Source organism: Pseudarthrobacter sp. NamE2 (assembly GCF_005796205.1).
Lineage (GTDB): Bacteria > Actinomycetota > Actinomycetes > Actinomycetales > Micrococcaceae > Arthrobacter.
Genome location: NZ_VAHN01000008.1, coordinates 32,182 through 48,010, shown reverse-complemented (window position 1 = coordinate 48,010; position 15,829 = coordinate 32,182). Strand labels below are relative to the sequence as shown.

The window sequence follows — 15,829 nt, the reverse complement described above, 5'->3', positions numbered from 1 at the left end:
GTGCCATGCCCGCTGCTGCTGAATCACTTCCAGATCTCCCGGCTTTTGCCGGCGTCGTTTTTGCGTTGCGGAAGGCCGGGTGCGTCTTTGCGGAGGAGGAAGCGCAGCTCCTGTTGAACGAGTCCGGAGGAGCTGCTGAGCTGGCCCGCTATGTGGAGCGGCGTTCTGCCGGTGTACCGCTTGAGTACGTGCTGGGCTGGGCTGGGTTCGCAGGACTACGCATAGCGGTGGATCCCGGAGTCTTTGTGCCGCGTCGGCGGACCGAACTCCTGGTAGCGGAAGCCGATCGCATTCTGACCTTTTCCGGCGCCCCGCTTCGCCCGCTGGCGGTTGATCTCTGCTGCGGAACCGGGGCAGTCGGTGCCGCACTCCTTGCCACCCACCCGGGGCTCGAGCTCCACGCTGCCGACATCGACCCCGCCGCCGTCAACTGTGCCCGGCGGAACCTGGAGCACTTGGGCGGTCGTGTACACGAGGGTGACCTGTTCCAGGCCCTTCCGCTTTCGCTTCTGGGGAGGATTGAAGTGCTCGCCGTCAACGCCCCATATGTTCCCACCGATGCGATCAGGACCATGCCGCCGGAAGCCCGGCTTCATGAACCGCGGATATCCCTTGACGGCGGTGCCGACGGCCTTGATGTCCACCGACGGGTCGCTGCTTCCGCAGGTAGGTGGCTTAGTCCGGCAGGCCATGTGCTCATCGAGACAAGTGAGCAACAGGCTGCCGGGACGGCATCAATCCTTTCGGCTGCCGGTTTCGCCGCCAGGATCGTCCGCTCGGAGGAACTGGACGGCACTGCGGTGGTGGGCGCCGGACGGGGCTAGTGCCAGCAGACCTCAATAGCGGCCCGCTGCTTCCTTTGGCCGGCTGGTCCCTGTCGTGAACGATATTTTCGCGTGGATGGGGTGCGGGTTTGAAGTAGTGGTTTTGTTGGGATTTTTGGGTGGGGTCGATGTGGGGTGGGGGGATGAAGGTTGGGGTGTTGTGGTGGGTGGTGGTGGTTGCAGAGCAGGACGCCGTTGTCGGTGCTGGTTGGGCCTTGGTGTGACCAGTAGGTGATGTGGTGGGCTTCGCACCAGGGTGCGGGGGCGGTGCAGTTGGGGAAGGCGCAGCCTTGGTCGCGTGCGGTGAGGGCGAGGCGTTGGGCGGTGGTGAAGAGCCGGGTTTTGCGGCCGAGGTCGAGGATTTCGCCGTGGGTGCCCAGGAGTGCGGGGATGATGTCGGCGTCGCAGGCGATTTTGCGGAGCGTGGTGGCGGGGACGGGGCCGCTGTAGGCGAAGGTGCCGGTGCCGGTGGAGCCGGCTGGTTCTGGTGTGGTGGGGAAGAGGTCGCAGTAGTTGATGGTGGCGATGATGTGGGGTCGGTTGCCGCCGGTGGTGGGGAGCTGGTTGGTGGTCAGGCCTGCCTGGACGGCGGAGAGGATGCCGTCGAGTTGGCGTTGGGGCCGGCTGCGCCGGTCCAGTTCCGGTTCGGTGTCCGGGGTGGGGGAGGCGCCGGGCCCGGTGTGGCTGGTGCTGCCGGTGTCGGTGTGAGTGCTGCTGGTGCGGGGGTTGGTGGTGGTGTTCATGGCGGTGGCGAGGTATTCGTATTGGGCGGTGGTGGCGAAGATTTCGAGGTGGTGCAGGCCGTGGCGGGGTTTGCGGATGAACAGGCCCTGGGTGTGGCGGAGGGTTTCTTCGGTGGGTTCGGTGCCGTCGGCGTCGATGGTGTCGGCCCAGCGGCGGGCGACGCGGGTGAGGAAGTCGGGGTCGGCGGTGGCCGCGGTGGGGGTGAGGGCGGTGGCGAGGTGTTCGTGTTCCGGGGGCAGGGGTTCGCCGGTGATGGTGGTGCGGGGCAGGACCTGGGCGGCGAGAACGAGGCGGCGGCGTGCTTCGCGGACGGGGATGCGGAGCCGGAGCCGGAGGAATTCTGCGGTGTTGCGGCAGCCGTCGTCGGCCGGGGATGTGATAACGGGCCGTTCAGGGGCGGTGGCGGGCCCGGGCCAGTTGGCGTCGGTTTCGTTCAGGACCTTGACACCGTCGGCGTTCCGGCCGGTCACCTGGCTCCTGCCTGCCGGTGATGGGTAGCGGGACTGGCATGCCCGGGCCGCTGCTGCGTCGGTGATTGCCCGGGTGCGGGTGCGGTCCACGGCGCCGGCGGCCAGGACCTGCAGATACTCCACCGTCCGGGACAGTTCCTCGACCTGCCCGGCGAACAGCGCAGCCTCCGCATAACCGGCTGAGGCCAACACCTCCGGCGCCGCCGCAGCAGCCCCGGCAAGCACCCCAACAATCCCGGCAAAGTCGATTGGCTCTGGGACGGAAGGTTTAGGCTGAGTTGCTTGCTCGGAGGCGTTACCTGGACCGGGAGCAGGGGCGGCTGGCACGGCGGTGTGAAGGCGGGCCGGGAGTCGGCGCCGCGTGCCGCCGTCGTACGTTCCGAAAGGGCGCCTGTCCCAAGGAAACCGCGGCAGCGGAGCAGCAGAACCGCCGAACTCCGCAAGCTGATCCCCAAGTGCCTCCAAGGGTCAACTCTTCCAGAGACCACTGACAAAACCGCCCACCCACCAGCCCTATGTGGAAAACCGGCGACTTTTGCCGGTGCGGGAGAATTGCTCTGATCTTGAGCCGAAGCTGCATATCCGCCTGAATACCGAAAACTAGGGTTGCCATAGTGGTCCGGTCCGGACCATGCCAGCTTTGGTAGGGGGAATCAGATGGCTGAGAAACGAGGTTCCGGGACGGCCCGGGGAGACGGTAAGGAACAACAGGCGCCCAAACCGCCTGGGCCGGCAAGGCGTCAGGGTGACCAGGACCCGCCGGAAGAAGAGCAGCAGTCCCGCAAGATCCCGGGCCTCAACGGGTACGACCCGAAATTGTGGCCGGACGTGTGCCGGTAGGTGGTGTGGCGCCGCCAACAAGAGCAACCCCAGGCGAAAGCCATCCGAAGGCTTAAACGCTGCCGGCCGTCGCGTCCCCCAAGGATCGCGACGGCCGGCACGGCGATTCAGTTGTAGCACAGATCAGCCAGCAACCCTTGTCACACCAGTTCCTGCACTATGGCCACCCACTGCCGCGAGAATCAGGCCTTTGAGCCGGGCTCGTCCGTGGTTCCCAGGTTTGTGGTTTCCGGATGGGTGCTGTGAGCGGGGATGTGGTCCTCACCGAGCTCGGTTGCGTCGCTCAACGTCCCGGAAGTGCCTGCACCGCCGGTTGACGGGCCACCCGCGGCCCCCGCCGCACCCAGGTTCCCGGAAGTCTCGGGGGTGGTGGAAGTATCCGCAGCCCCGAAACCACCTGCAGTGGCTGTTCCGGAGGTAGTTGCGGACGTGGCGGCGTCGGAGGTTTCAGGCTTGCCGTTGCCGGACGGGCCGGAACTGCCGTCCCGGTGCATGGCAGAGCCAAGAACCGTTCCTGCCCTGCGCGCTGCTTCGGTCAGCTGGTCCGCGACCTCGGGCGCCTTTTCCTTGATGGCCCCCGTAGCAACAGCCACCTTGTCCTGGACAGGCTTGCTGTCCCAGATACCCGCTGCGCGGGCTTTGAGCTTGTCATACGCTGCGCGTCCGGACCGCGATCCCAGGACGTAACCGGTGGCGATGCCAATGCCCAGAAGAAGCTTGTTTTTCATGATGAACTCCTGCTCCGTGGAAAGGTTTCCAGTTCCGGCGGCGGCGGAAAGCCGCGCGGCCGGGGATATGGAAAACCGGCCCGGGGAATTCTGTCCCCAGGCCGGTTTCCTGGCTTGCGGGCTGAGTTAGCCGCGCACGCCGCGCTTGGCGATCATGCCGTACACCAGCAGTACAATCAGTGCACCGCCGATGGCCAGCAGCCAGGTCTGCAGCGAGAAGAACTCCTGCAGTCCGGTGCCGAAGATCATTCCACCGATCCAGCCGCCCAGGAGTGCTCCCACGACGCCCAGAACCAGGGTGACGAGCAAGCCGCCGCCCTGCCGGCCCGGAAGGATCGCCTTAGCGATCGCACCAGCAATAAGTCCGAGAATCAGAAATGCAATAAATCCCATTTTTTCGCTCCTCTTACTAAGTAAAGGACGCCTCCGGATTCCGGAGGCACTTCATCCTTCCGCTCAATAGTAATCATGCTTACTATCTGTTTGCCAACCCCGGTGGCAGGAAAAAGAGCATTTCAGGGCTGTTTTAGTGTCCGGTGACATCCGAGTCATTGCCCGCTCCCGGACCCTCGTCCAGGATCGCCAGTTCCGCGAGATCCTGCGGATCCAGGGCGAAATCGAAGATGTCCAGGTTCTCCCTCATCCGCTCCGGATTTGCCGTTTTCGGAATTGTTACAAATCCCTGCTGAACGTGCCACCGCAGGACCAGCTGGCCGGGAGTTTTTCCATGCTTTTCGGCCAGCTGGGCCAGGATGGGAGCGCCCAGCAGGCTTGCTCCGGAACCTCCGAGCGGTGAATAGGACTCCGTGACAATACCGTGCTTCTCATGGAATTCCCGTTCCTCGGTCCGGGTGACAGCGGGGGTCAGCTGGATTTGGTTGACCGCGGGAACCACGTCAGTCTCCGTCATCAACCGTTCCAGATGCGCCGGCTTGAAATTCGACACCCCGATGGAGCGCACCCTGCCCTCCGCCTGGAGCCGCTCGAACGTCTTCCAGGTGGAGATGTACTCATCCCGCGCGGGCAAGGGCCAATGGATCAGGAGCAGATCCACGTAATCCAGCCCCATCCGCGTCAATGAGCCATCAAGGCCTTCCACAGCACGGTCGTTGCCCTGGTGCTCGCCGTCCACCTTGGTGGTGATGAACAGTTCGCTCCGGTCCACGCCGCAGGCCTGGATACCATTACCGACGCCTTTCTCGTTGCCGTACCTCACAGCAGTGTCGATGTGCCGGTACCCGGCTTCCACAGCCTGGACGACGGCGGCAGCGGCCTGGTCGTCGTCCAGCGGCCAGGTGCCAAGACCTACCTGCGGGATGGAGTAGCCGTCATTGAGTTTGATGAGCGGTGCAAGTGTCATCCCACCAGTCTCCCCTGTCGTTGTCAGTCCTGGCCCTTGAAGGCCCGGAGAATATTGTCCGCGTTGTGGTTCAGCACCACGCGCGCGGTGTCCGATACCTGGTCCGGCCTCTTCCGCTGGGACAGGAAGTCCACAAAGCGCTGGATGGTCCGCGCGGCCTTTCCGGCGTCGCCGTCCTCCACGGCCTTGGCTGCCTGCTGGATGTTGGCTTCGAGCTGGCTTGCGACAGGCCCGGCTACGTCCCCGGACTCCACAAGGTCCTCCAGGACGTGCTGCAACGCTTTGACGCTGCCCGGGAGCCAGGCGGCCCGCAGCGGGACATCACTGAACTCCATGTCCGAGGCAAGGTAGAAGTCTGTGTAGGACGGCTGGTTGTACGCGGTGTTCTGCCGGGCCACTTCCGCGCGGTACTGCGGGTCGTGCATCAGCGTGTAGAGCTTGTGCCTGGTGACCTCGGTGCTCATGTACATGCGCAGGGCGGAGCTGTCCGCGGTCCGGACCAGCATCTCCTCGCGCCAGTCACCCACAACGTCCGCCACCAGGCTGGGGTTGCCCTTGGTGCCGTTGTTGGTGCGCGTGCCTTCGGCGGTGAGCAGGCGGCCACGCTTCCAGTCGTCGATGGTGGGCGCCTGTTCCCCGGAGCCGTTGATGACCTGGGTGGTCAGGTCAGCGGCCCACTTGATGCTCATGTTGGTGCCGGGCGTGGAGGTGGAGAGCTTGCGGCCGTCAGCGGACTGCATGCCGATGGCCCAGCTCTCGATGCCGGGCACCGCGGGATCCACATCACCGATCATGCCGCGGCCGGTGTCCCTGCCGGAGTAGGCACCGAACAGGACTTCACCGGTGGCGGCATCCCGCATGGCGTAGCCGTATGGGGCAAATGTTGCACCCTCATGCACCGTGAAGATTTCCTTGCCCGGACGGGCCGGATCGATGTCCGTCACGTGCATCGCGTCCCCGTGTCCCAGCCGCGCCTCGGTGCCGGGTGCGGCGCTTCCTGGCGGCAGGGTGCCGAACGAGCTGTAGAGGAGGGACCCGTCGTCGTCGATTGTGGCCGAGCCGTAAACGATCTCCTGCTTGCCGTCGCCATCCACGTCCGAGGCACTGAGGGAGTGGAAGCCCTGCGTTGTTAGCTTGCCGAACTCCGGATCCGTGCCGTCACGGCCGTGGGGCGAGTCGTTGAACGGATTGGTCATGGGCGTCCAGCCCGAGTCCAGGTTCCAGACGGGGGAGAGACTGGTGCCGTCCCAGGTGTACGTCACCAGGGTGGTACGGGTGTAGTAGCCGCGCGCGAACACCGCAGCGGGTTTCCGGCCGTCAAGGTAGGCGACGCCCGCGAGGAAGCGGTCTACGCGGTTGCCCGGCTCGATGCGGGACATCGCGTAGTCGCCCCACATCAGGCCGTCGTCGTGCCGGCCCGGCTCGTAGGCGACCGTTTTCAGCTCCTTGCCGGTGGCGCCGTCGAAGACTGTGAGGTATTCGGGGCCGGAGAGGATGAAGCCTTCGAAGGCGCGCAGGTTGTTCCGTGCGCTCCGGGAGGGGGCATAGACGTCCATGAAGTAGTCGGTCAGCGCCTCGGCGTCGGCCTGGGACAGCGGGTACTGGTACTTGGGCGCGAGACCGAAGGCTTCCTCCAGCGTGGCGGGCCAGTTGCCTGCCTTCACCTCGGGATGCTCCGTCCAGCCCTGGAACGTCTTTACCATGTGCCGGTAGTAGTCGGACGCGCTCATCCGGTAGTCGTCCGTGTTCGCGTAGCCGGCGTCAATATCGGATTGCAGCAGGGTGATGAACGCGCTGGACGCAGGGCTGCCGTCCGCGTTGTAGTTCGTGGTTTTGGTCCCCGGCGCCGTCTTCATCATCATCTCTGCCCGGCCGTCGCCGTCGAAGTCGTTGACCACCAGCTGGGTGTAGTGGGCGCCGGAGCGAATGTTCACGCCAAGGTCGATGCGGTGCAGGAGCGTGCCGTCGGCCTTGTACGTGTCCACATAGGTGTTGCCGGTGTAGCCCACCTGCGAGACGTCCTTGGAGTTGTTCGGATCCCACTTCACGATGAACTCGTACTGGCCGTCGCCGTCCACATCGGCCACGGACGCGTCATTGGCGTTGTAGGTGTAGGCCTGGCCGGCGGGGGTGACGCCGTCGGCCGGCTTCTTCAACGGAATGTCCTTGAAGTTTCCGCCCCAAGAGGTGGCCGCGGCGCTTTCGTCCAGCTCCACGCCTCCGACGACGGCGCGCACCGTGTATTTGGACGTTGCCGTTCCGGCGGTGTCCAAATAGTTGGTGCTGTCCGTGACGGTGGCCAGCTTCCGGCCGTCGCGGTACACATTGAAGTCGGTGCCGGTCAGGCCTGTGGCCGAGGAGCCGGTGGCCTGGTGGCCGAGCAGGCGCCAGCTGAGGAAGACGCCCTCGGACGTTCCGGCGGCCACGAGTCCGCGGTCCAGGTGGTCGAGCTGGATGCCCGGGGTGCCGGGCTTGGGGGAGGGCCCGACGGCGGATGCAGGCGCGGCGAGGCAGCCCACCGTTAGTGCCAGGCCGACGGCCGCAACGGACAAAAGACGCACAGGGGTGCTGGAGGGATTCATCAGTGAATCCTTTCAATTTCGGAGCCGGAAAACGCTTCCCCAGTAATCTAGGTGCGGGGGTGCATCGAAAACAAGCCTTGCGGGCAAGGCGAAGTCACGCTATTGAGAACGCTGTAAACGGCTGCTTTGCTGGAGACACCGGAATGGTGCGGGGACGCTGACCAGGATCAGCATCCCCGCACCGTTCCAGCGTTTCGAGAGGCGGCAGGCCGTCGGGGTCACCTGCGGTCTGTGCACTGACGAGCGGTCACGCCCCCCGGCGAGCCCAGCTGGTGAGCTTGTCCGAAAGCTGCATGTAGCTTTCGTCGACTGTCTTCAGGTCCGGGTTGGCGTCGTACCACTGCACGATTTCCCGGGCGCCGTCGGCGAAAGGAATCGTGGCGGTGTAGTCCGGGACGAGGGACTTGATCTTGGAGTTGTCGAAGACCACCGAGTGGGAGCGGTCGCCCAGCAGGTTGGCCCCGAGTTCCGGGTTGGAAGCGGCAATGGTTTCCGAGGCGACATGCACGAGCTCAGGCTCCGCAACTCCGGCTGCCCGCGCAAAGAGCTGGTAGATCTGGTTCCACGGCAGATACTCGTCCGAGGTGATGGTGTAGCTTTCGCCGACTGCGTGGGGCCGGCCCAGCAGCCCCACGAAGGCTTTGGCGAAGTCCCGGCTGTGCGTGAGCGTCCAAAGGGAGGTGCCGTCGCCGTGCACCATCACGGGCAGGCCGGAACGCATCCGGTGAATGTCCGTCCATCCGCCAGCCATGGCGATCTTGGTCCGGTCGTAGGTGTGGGACGGCCGCACCACCGTCAGTGGAAAGTCGGTGTCCCGGTAGGCGCGGAACAGCAGTTCCTCGCAGGCTATTTTGTTCCGCGAGTATTCCCAAAAGGGGTTTTTCAGCGGCGTGGACTCCCGGATCGGCAGCCGCATGGGCGGTTTCTGGTACGCCGACGCGGAACTGATGAACACGTACTGTCCGGTCCTGTCCCGGAACAGGTCCATGCTGGCCTGCGCCTGGTCCGGAGTGTAGGCAATGAAGTCGGCGACGGCGTCGAATCTGCGGCCATCCAGTACCTTGCGGACGGAGGCTGTGTCCCGGACGTCGGCCTGCAGGACCTCGGCCCCTTCGGGGACCGGCCTTGTGGACCGGCCCCGGTTGAGGATGGTCAGTCGGTGGCCCAGCGCGACGGCCCGTTCAGCCGCCGCCGTGCTGATCACCCCGGTGCCGCCGATGAAGAGGATGCTTCTCGGCGACACCGTGTCGGCTGCTGCGGGAAGTGGGGTTACCACGCGTAGTCTTCCGGGGCGGTGCGATGTCCCGGGAAGATGTCATCCAGCCGCTTGAGGGCGTCTTCGTCGAGGGTGACGTCAAGGGCCCGGATGGCGGCATCGAGCTGTTCCTGGGTGCGTGGACCGACGATCGGTGCGGTGACCGCGGGCTGGTGCAGCAGCCAGGCCAAGGCAATGTCGCCGGGCTCCTGGCCCAGCTCGTCGGCAAAGTCCTCGTACTGGCGGATCTGGTCTTCGTGCTTCTTCAGTGTCTCGGCCGCGCGCCCCTCGGTGCGCCGGACACCGTCGCGCTCCTTTTTGAGCACGCCGCCCAGGAGGCCGCCCTGCAGCGGCGACCACGGGATGAGGCCCAGGCCGTAGTCCTGCGCGGCGGGAATGACTTCCAGCTCCACCTGCCGCATGAACAGGTTGTAAATGGACTGCTCGCTGACCAGGCCGGTGTAGTTCCGGCGGCGGGCGGCCTCCTGCGCCTGCGCGATGTGCCAGCCGGCGAAGTTGCTGCTGCCGGAGTACAGGATCTTGCCCTGCTGGACGGCTACCTCGATGGCCTGCCAAATTTCGTCCCACGGCGTGTTCCGGTCGATGTGGTGGAACTGGTAGACGTCGATGTAGTCCGTCTGCAGCCGCTTGAGGCTCGCATCCAGGGCACGCCGGATGTTGAGGGCGGACAGCCTGGATTCGTTGGGCCGGTCCGTCATGGTGCCGTAGAGCTTGGTAGCCAGCACGGTGTGTTCCCGGCGCTCGCCGCCCTTGGCGAACCAGCGGCCGATGATTTCCTCGGTCCAGCCGCGGTGCCCGGCGCCGCCGTAGACGTTGGCGGTATCGAAGAAGTTGATGCCGTTCTCGTGGGCCGAGTCCATGATGCTGTGCGCATCTGCTTCCTCGGTCTGCGGCCCGAAGTTCATGGTGCCCAAACAAAGGCGCGAAACCTTCAGGCCGGAGCGGCCCAGATGGGTGTACTGCATGGAAGTGATCCTTTCGGTGGTGGTCCGGACCTACATCTGCGAAAAGGATGCGACGGCGGGATCGGAGCCCAGGCGGGCGCCAGACTCGAGCGCCGTGATGGCCGCAAGCTCGTCCCCGGACAGGGTGAGGGAGGACGCCGCGAAGTTTTCCCGGATGCGCTGGGGGTTTACCGACTTGGGAATGACAATGTTGCCCTGGGCCAGATGCCATGCGAGCACCACCTGGGCGGTAGTTGCGCCGTGGGCGCTGGCGATGGCGGTGACGGCGTCTCCGTCCAGGTCCGCGCCGCGCCCCAGCGGGCTGTAGGCCTCCACCTCGATGCCGGCGTTGCGGCACTTCTTGGCGAGGTCCGCCTGCTGGTAGCTGGGGTGGAGTTCGATCTGGTTGACGGCCGGGACAATCTCCGCGGACTCAAGCAGCGTATCGACGTGGTCCGCCAGGAAGTTCGAGATGCCAATGGCGCGGATCTGGTTGTTTTCGTACAGCCTTTCCATTTCCTTCCAGGCCTGGACGTACAGGCCCTGGGACGGAACGGGCCAGTGGATCAGGTACAGGTCCACGTAGTCCAGTCCAAGGGCCTTCCGGCTGTTCTGGAATGCCTCCTGTGCCCGGCCCTGTTCGCCGTTGCGGAGCTTGGTGGTGACGAAGATGTCCTCGCGCGGGATGCCCGTGGCCGCGATGGCGGCACCAACGCCGGCCTCGTTCCGGTAAGCGGCGGCGGTGTCGATGTGGCGGTATCCGGCTTCGAAGGCGTCCTCGACGATCCGCTGCGTGTCTTCGGGCGGGACCTGGAAAACACCAAAGCCAAGCTGCGGGATGGTGACGCCGTTGTTCAGTGTCAGCTCTGACATGGGAAGCTCCTTGCGGTGTGCTGGTGCTGGGATGGGTGTCGTTGGCGCGAGCGGGAGAAAGCGGTTTCCGCTGGCTCGGTATTGAGCCTATGCACTTTTTCGTCCCGCGTCAGTAAGTAAGGCTGATCTTCTTTTTCCTAGGACTGCCAGTCCTACCTTCGTTGTAGAAGGGGCAGCGCGGGCCGTGCACAATGGTCACCATGGGTCAAAGTGCCGAGTTCGGAAAATTCCTCAAAGCCATGCGGTCCCGGTTGAGTCCGGAAGACGCCGGCTCCGGCCCTACCAGCGGGGCCCGCAGGGTTCCCGGGCTTCGCCGTGAGGAGGTGGCCCGGCTGGCCGGCGTCAGCACGGACTACTATGTACGGCTGGAACAGGGCAGGAATATCCATCCGTCCCGGACGGTCCTCGAAGCAGTCTCGCGGGCACTGCGGCTGGACAGCACGGAACACGCGCACATGCTGAACTTGCTGGAGAACTGTGCCGGTAACCCACGCGTTGGCGCCCCGGCTGCGCAGGGGGTCCGGCCGGCGCTGTCCCACCTGCTCGAGGCTGTAGGGGATGTGCCCGCGATGTTGCTGGGACGGCGCAGCGATGTGCTCGCGACCAACCGGATGGCCCGCCTGCTTTTTGCCGATTTCGCGGCCCTTCCGGCGGCCGAGCGCAATTTCACCCGCTGGCTGATCCTGGATCCGGCAGCCCGCGGCTTGTTCCGCGACTGGAAGACCGTGGCTGCCGAAGCCGCCGGCGCCCTGCGGCTGGACGTGGGACGGCACCCCAATGACGCGCAGGCCAACCAGCTGGTGGGCGAGCTTGCCGTGCACAGTGAGCATTTTCGCCAGTGGTGGGCGGGGCACCGGGTGGCAACCCGCTCGGCCGGAACCGTGCGCCTGCACCATCCGGCCGTCGGAGACCTGGAGCTGAACTTTGAAACCCTTGCCCTGCCGGACGACCCCGACCAGACGCTCCGGTTCTATTCCGCCCGGCCCGGCACGCCGTCGTCGGACGCGCTGGCGCTGCTTGCCTTGAACGCCGTGCCTGGGCACGCAGGCACGCTTGATGTGGAAGCCGCCGACTCCTCCACCAATGCCGACCAGGCCGGGGCAAACTGAAGCTTTTTCCTTCTGTACATCTGTCCAGAAGGGCGGCGTGATTCTGGCCAGCCGCCTATTGGTGCAGGCCGCAGCCGTTCCTAGGCTTGAGGAACAAGCACCCCACCAAGGATGGTCTCAAAGATGAAACGCATCGCCCTGATGAAGGAACGCCAGGCAGGTAACGCCGGCAGCCCCGCGTCGACGGCAACCGGCTCGCACTGCCCGGTGTCCGGGCTCTGGAGCCCGGACCACGATCCCCACACCGTGCTGTCCTTCTTCGAAGGACACCTGTTCCCGACGTTCGACGGCGTTCCCACCGTTTGGCGGCGCCGCGTAGCCGCGAACTAGGTTCCTCCTAAACAACTGATTCGCAGCCGGCGTCCTTCGAATGCCGGCTGCGGGTCAGTCTGTACTCTTAGCGTTCCTCGAGGCGGAAACCAATCTTCATGGTGACCTGCCAGTCCGCGATCCTGCCCTCTTCCAGGTGCCCGCGGATCTCCTTCACCTCGAACCAGTCGAGGTTCCGCAGCGTCTGGGACGCCTTGGCGATTCCGTTCCGGACGGCGTCATCCACACCCTGGTCCGACGTGCCGACAATTTCAGAAATGCTGTACGTGTGGTTGGACAAGTTCGCTCCTCGTGGTCGTCGTTGCTCCCGGTTGCGGGCGGTCCTTGAAGACTAGTAGGACAACCGGGGGCTGGCCAGCCCTGATAGTGGGGCGCCAGTTCCAATCGCAGAGACTCCCTGGGGAGGGGAGCCCTACTTGGCCGGAAGCACCAGGTTCTTCAGGTCGTCCAGGGTCTGCTGCATATGGGCGTCCATGGCCTGCCGCGCCCGCGCCGCGTCCCGGGACTGCAACGCGTCCGCAATGTTCTGGTGGTGGCCGATGGCATGCTCCTGGATCTCCGGCACTGCCGACGTCTCCGTCCGGCGCTTCTCCAAAACCCGGTGGAGCGGCTCGAACAGGACGGAAACAAACACGTTTCCCGAGGCCCGCAGGATAACGTCGTGGAAAGCCAGGTCCGCCTCCACGAAGGCTGCCACATCGTTGACCCCGTGGGCCGCCTTCATGGCTGAGATGTAGGAGAACAACGTCTTTGTGTCCTCCGCGGAGATGCGTTCCGCGGCAAGCTCGCAGGCGCCCGTCTCCAGCATCCGGCGGAGTTCAATCAGCTGGACGGAAGCTTCGGCTTCGTTCTTCCCCTCTGACGCTGCCCGCAGGACGGCTTCCAGCGACGTCCAGCGGCTCAAAGGATTCACGAAAGTGCCCCGGCCGCGCTCCACGCTCAGGATCTGCTGGGCCTGGAGGGTCTTCATGGCTTCGCGGACCGTCATCCGGCTGACTTCATGCCGGGCGCTTAGTTCATGCTCACCCGGAACCGTGGCACCGGGCGGAAATTCCCCTTCGATGATGCGGTCCAGCAACTCATCGGCCACAACGCCCACCAGCGATTTCCTTGCCATACTCCCCCGCTTCCGCGCCGGGATCGTTCCCCGGCCGATGTCAGACAAGTCTACTTGCGCGCCTTTATGCCGTGTGCCACACTGGCATCTAAATGCAAGATGTCAGACATCTTACAGATCTATTCACATACGATCCGCCGCCCGGATTACTACACAACGGAGTGCACTGTGACGCTTGAAGCAGACGTTCTGGCCGCCTACCCAGCGGAAGTCCAGGTCCCCGCCAGCCTCGTGGCCAGCACGCTCGCTGCGTCCAATGCCGGGACTCCCCGGGTGCTCGTGGTGCTTGACGACGACCCCACCGGAACGCAGTCCGTGGCAGACCTGCCCGTTCTCACCCGCTGGGAGGTGGAGGACTTCGTCTGGGCGTTCGGGCAGAACAAGCCCGCGGTCTACGTCCTAACCAACACCCGCAGCCTGGACCCTGCCGAAGCCGCTGCCCGTAACGAAGAGGTGGTCCGGAACGCCCTCGCAGCCGCCGGTTCGCCGGACATCCTGCGGCTCGGTTTCGTCAGTCGCAGTGACTCCACCCTCCGCGGCCACTACCCGCTGGAACCTGACGTTATTGCCGCCACCGTTGCCGACGTCAGCGGCGAGGCTACAGACGGCGTGGTCCTGGTGCCCGCATTTCCCGACGCCGGCCGCGTCACCATCGGCGGCGTCCACTGCATGCGCGGCACCGGCGCCGCCGCGGGTAGGCTGACCCCGGTGTCGGAGACGGAGTTCGCCAAGGACGCCACCTTCGGTTTCGCTACGTCGGTTATGGCGGAGTACGTCGAAGAGAAATCGCAGGGCCGGTTCGCGGCGGATGCCGTCATCGTCCTGGACCTCAACATCATCCGCGCCGGCGCCTCCACCGGGGATCCTGCCGTTTCCGCCAAGGCCATCGCTGACGCGATCGAATCCGCCACCGACTCCACGCCGATCGTCGCCGACGTCGTCACCGAGAACGACCTCCGCGCCCTGGCCCTGGGCCTGGAGGAAGCAGAGCGCCGCGGCAAGAAGCTCCTCTACCGGGTAGGTCCACCCTTTGGCCGCGCCCGGATCGGACAGGAGATCCGCACCGAGCTCACCGGCGCCGAAGCCTACGCCGGCAACACTCCCTCCGAGGCCGGCGGCCTCATTGTGGTCGGCTCGCACGTGGGACTCACCACCCGCCAGCTCAAGGTCCTCACTGACCAGCACAGCGCTGCCCGCATCGTGGAGATCGACGTCGAAAAGCTCCTGGCGGCCGAGTCGGAAGCCGCCGGACACCTGGACCGGACGGTGGATAGTGTTGTCGAAGCCCTGCGCGACGGCGACGTCATCGTCCACACCAGCCGCCTGCTCATCAAGACCGACGACCCGGCCGAAAGCCTGCGGATCGCACGCACCGTGTCCGCCGCCGTCGTCGCCGTGGTGAACAGGACGCTCAAGACCTTCCCCCCGCGGTTCGTCATCGCCAAGGGCGGCATCACGTCCTCCGACGTCGCCGCCCACGGCCTGGAAATCCGCCACGCCATTGTGCGCGGGCCTATGCTGCCGGGCATCGTCAGCCTCTGGGAACCGGTGGACGGGCCCGCCAAGGGCATCCCCTACATCGTCTTCGCCGGCAACGTGGGCGACGACGAATCCCTCGCCCAGGTCACCCGCAAGCTCAGCAACACCTTCTAGATTCAACGGAGAACACCATGACCAGCAATTACACCGTCACCGTCCTGGGCCTTGGCGCCATGGGCCTGCCCATGGCCACCCGCCTCGCCTCGCAGCTGACCGTCCACGGCTTCGACATCGCCGAAGCCCGCCTGAAGCTCGCCGAAGAAGCGGGCATCGCCACCTTCGCCTCCGCCCGGGAGGCGGCCAGGGGCGCGGACGCCGTCCTGCTCGCCGTCCGCAACGGCGAACAGCTGAACGATGTCCTGTTCGGCGGGAACGGTGTGGCCTCGGTGCTGGAGCCGGGCGCCGTCGTCATCCTTGGCAGCACTGTCGGCACCGAAGCCATCCCCGCCACCGTGGAAAAGCTTGCCGGATACGGCGTTGACCTGGTGGACGCCCCGCTGTCCGGCGGGCCCAAGCGCGCCGGCGAAGGCGACCTGCTGATCGTCGTCGGCGCTTCCCCCGAAGCCCGCGAAAAGGCAGCCCCCGCCCTGGAACTGCTCGCCTCCACGCTCACGGTTGTTGGTGACAAGCCCGGCGACGGCCAGGCACTCAAGACCGTCAACCAGCTCCTGTGCGGTGTCCACATCGCCGCGGCAGCCGAGGCCCTCGCCCTTGCCGACGCGCTGGGGCTGGATCAGGAAAAGACCCTCGCCGCCCTGGAGGCAGGGGCCGCCGGCTCCTTCATGCTCTCCAACCGCGGCCCGCGCATCCTTGAGGCCTACACCGAGGAAGGTGCCGAGGTTCTCAGCCGCCTGGACATCTTCGTCAAGGACATGGGCATCGTGGGCAAGGCCACCCGCGCAGCCGGCCTCGCGGCCCCGGTTGCCGCCGCCGCCGAGCAGCTCTACCTGCTGGGCCAGGCCCAGGGCCTCGCCGCCGCCGATGACTCCGCCGTCATCAAGGTAGTCGCCCCCGCCAAGCGCACCAACTAACCCATCCCCCTTCCGGAGTTTTTGTCCAGATATGCCGACTTAAAGGCCCTCCAGGCCTGCAT

The 15,829-nt window shown here is 65.5% G+C and carries 16 protein-coding genes; 6 read left to right on the top strand and 10 right to left on the bottom strand.

The genetic code is table 11. From position 1 onward, the window contains the following. Positions 1-5: 5 nt before the first annotated feature. Complete coding sequence (locus FDW83_RS10980; protein WP_138138132.1) at positions 6-824, top strand: putative protein N(5)-glutamine methyltransferase; 819 nt, start codon at positions 6-8, stop codon at positions 822-824. Here the strand turns inward: FDW83_RS10980 and FDW83_RS10975 are convergent. Further along, positions 821-2,230: an HNH endonuclease signature motif containing protein gene (locus FDW83_RS10975; protein WP_240720955.1), complete on the bottom strand. Its 1,410-nt coding sequence runs from the start codon at positions 2,228-2,230 to the stop codon at positions 821-823. The genes FDW83_RS10980 and FDW83_RS10975 overlap by 4 nt on opposite strands. 465 nt (positions 2,231-2,695) lie before the next feature. Between FDW83_RS10975 and FDW83_RS10970 the strand changes: the two genes are divergently transcribed. Next, a complete protein-coding gene (locus FDW83_RS10970) occupies positions 2,696-2,878 on the top strand; it encodes a hypothetical protein (protein WP_138138131.1) in 183 nt (60 codons plus the stop codon). A gap of 182 nt (positions 2,879-3,060) precedes the next feature. Here FDW83_RS10970 and FDW83_RS10965 read toward each other — a convergent pair whose 3' ends face one another. From FDW83_RS10965 to FDW83_RS10935, 7 genes are all read right to left on the bottom strand, one after another. Beyond that, positions 3,061-3,606: a hypothetical protein gene (locus FDW83_RS10965; protein ID WP_138138130.1), complete on the bottom strand. Its 546-nt coding sequence runs from the start codon at positions 3,604-3,606 to the stop codon at positions 3,061-3,063. A gap of 126 nt (positions 3,607-3,732) precedes the next feature. Then, the gene (locus FDW83_RS10960; protein WP_138138129.1) at positions 3,733-3,999 is read right to left on the bottom strand and encodes a GlsB/YeaQ/YmgE family stress response membrane protein; all 267 of its coding nucleotides are present in this window, start codon (positions 3,997-3,999) and stop codon (positions 3,733-3,735) included. A gap of 133 nt (positions 4,000-4,132) precedes the next feature. Next, positions 4,133-4,966: an aldo/keto reductase gene (locus FDW83_RS10955; RefSeq protein ID WP_138138128.1), complete on the bottom strand. Its 834-nt coding sequence runs from the start codon at positions 4,964-4,966 to the stop codon at positions 4,133-4,135. A 23-nt stretch (positions 4,967-4,989) separates the two neighbouring features. Next, a complete protein-coding gene (locus FDW83_RS10950) occupies positions 4,990-7,548 on the bottom strand; it encodes a rhamnogalacturonan lyase (protein ID WP_138138127.1) in 2,559 nt (852 codons plus the stop codon). Positions 7,549-7,795: 247 nt separating this feature from the next. Further along, a complete protein-coding gene (locus tag FDW83_RS10945; protein ID WP_138138126.1) occupies positions 7,796-8,824 on the bottom strand; it encodes an SDR family oxidoreductase in 1,029 nt (342 codons plus the stop codon). Further along, positions 8,818-9,789 (bottom strand): aldo/keto reductase, encoded by a 972-nt coding sequence (locus tag FDW83_RS10940; protein ID WP_138138125.1) that lies wholly within the window; start codon positions 9,787-9,789, stop codon positions 8,818-8,820. The genes FDW83_RS10945 and FDW83_RS10940 overlap by 7 nt, the downstream gene beginning before the upstream one ends. Positions 9,790-9,819: 30 nt before the next feature. Continuing rightward, a complete protein-coding gene (locus FDW83_RS10935) occupies positions 9,820-10,641 on the bottom strand; it encodes an aldo/keto reductase (protein WP_138138124.1) in 822 nt (273 codons plus the stop codon). 200 nt (positions 10,642-10,841) lie between these two features. Between FDW83_RS10935 and FDW83_RS10930 the strand changes: the two genes are divergently transcribed. Then, entirely contained in the window at positions 10,842-11,750 is a 909-nt protein-coding gene (locus tag FDW83_RS10930; RefSeq protein WP_138138123.1) for a helix-turn-helix domain-containing protein, read from the top strand. A 123-nt stretch (positions 11,751-11,873) separates the two neighbouring features. After that, positions 11,874-12,080 carry a hypothetical protein gene (locus FDW83_RS10925; protein WP_138138122.1) on the top strand — a complete coding sequence of 69 codons (207 nt, stop codon included), beginning with the start codon at positions 11,874-11,876 and terminating at the stop codon, positions 12,078-12,080. A 67-nt stretch (positions 12,081-12,147) separates the two neighbouring features. Here the strand turns inward: FDW83_RS10925 and FDW83_RS10920 are convergent, their stop codons facing one another. Together FDW83_RS10920 and FDW83_RS10915 are read right to left on the bottom strand one after the other, a co-directional pair. Beyond that, positions 12,148-12,360, bottom strand: a complete 213-nt coding sequence (locus FDW83_RS10920) for a dodecin (RefSeq protein WP_138138121.1) — start codon at positions 12,358-12,360, stop codon at positions 12,148-12,150. Positions 12,361-12,492: 132 nt separating this feature from the next. Next, the gene (locus FDW83_RS10915; protein ID WP_138138120.1) at positions 12,493-13,197 is read right to left on the bottom strand and encodes a FadR/GntR family transcriptional regulator; all 705 of its coding nucleotides are present in this window, start codon (positions 13,195-13,197) and stop codon (positions 12,493-12,495) included. A 168-nt stretch (positions 13,198-13,365) separates the two neighbouring features. Here FDW83_RS10915 and FDW83_RS10910 point away from each other — a divergent pair, with 168 nt between their 5' ends. After that, on the top strand, positions 13,366-14,850 hold the full coding sequence (locus FDW83_RS10910; RefSeq protein ID WP_138138119.1) for a four-carbon acid sugar kinase family protein: 1,485 nt from the start codon (positions 13,366-13,368) through the stop codon (positions 14,848-14,850). A 17-nt stretch (positions 14,851-14,867) separates the two neighbouring features. Next, a complete protein-coding gene (locus FDW83_RS10905) occupies positions 14,868-15,767 on the top strand; it encodes an NAD(P)-dependent oxidoreductase (RefSeq protein ID WP_138138118.1) in 900 nt (299 codons plus the stop codon). Positions 15,768-15,829: the final 62 nt, after the last annotated feature.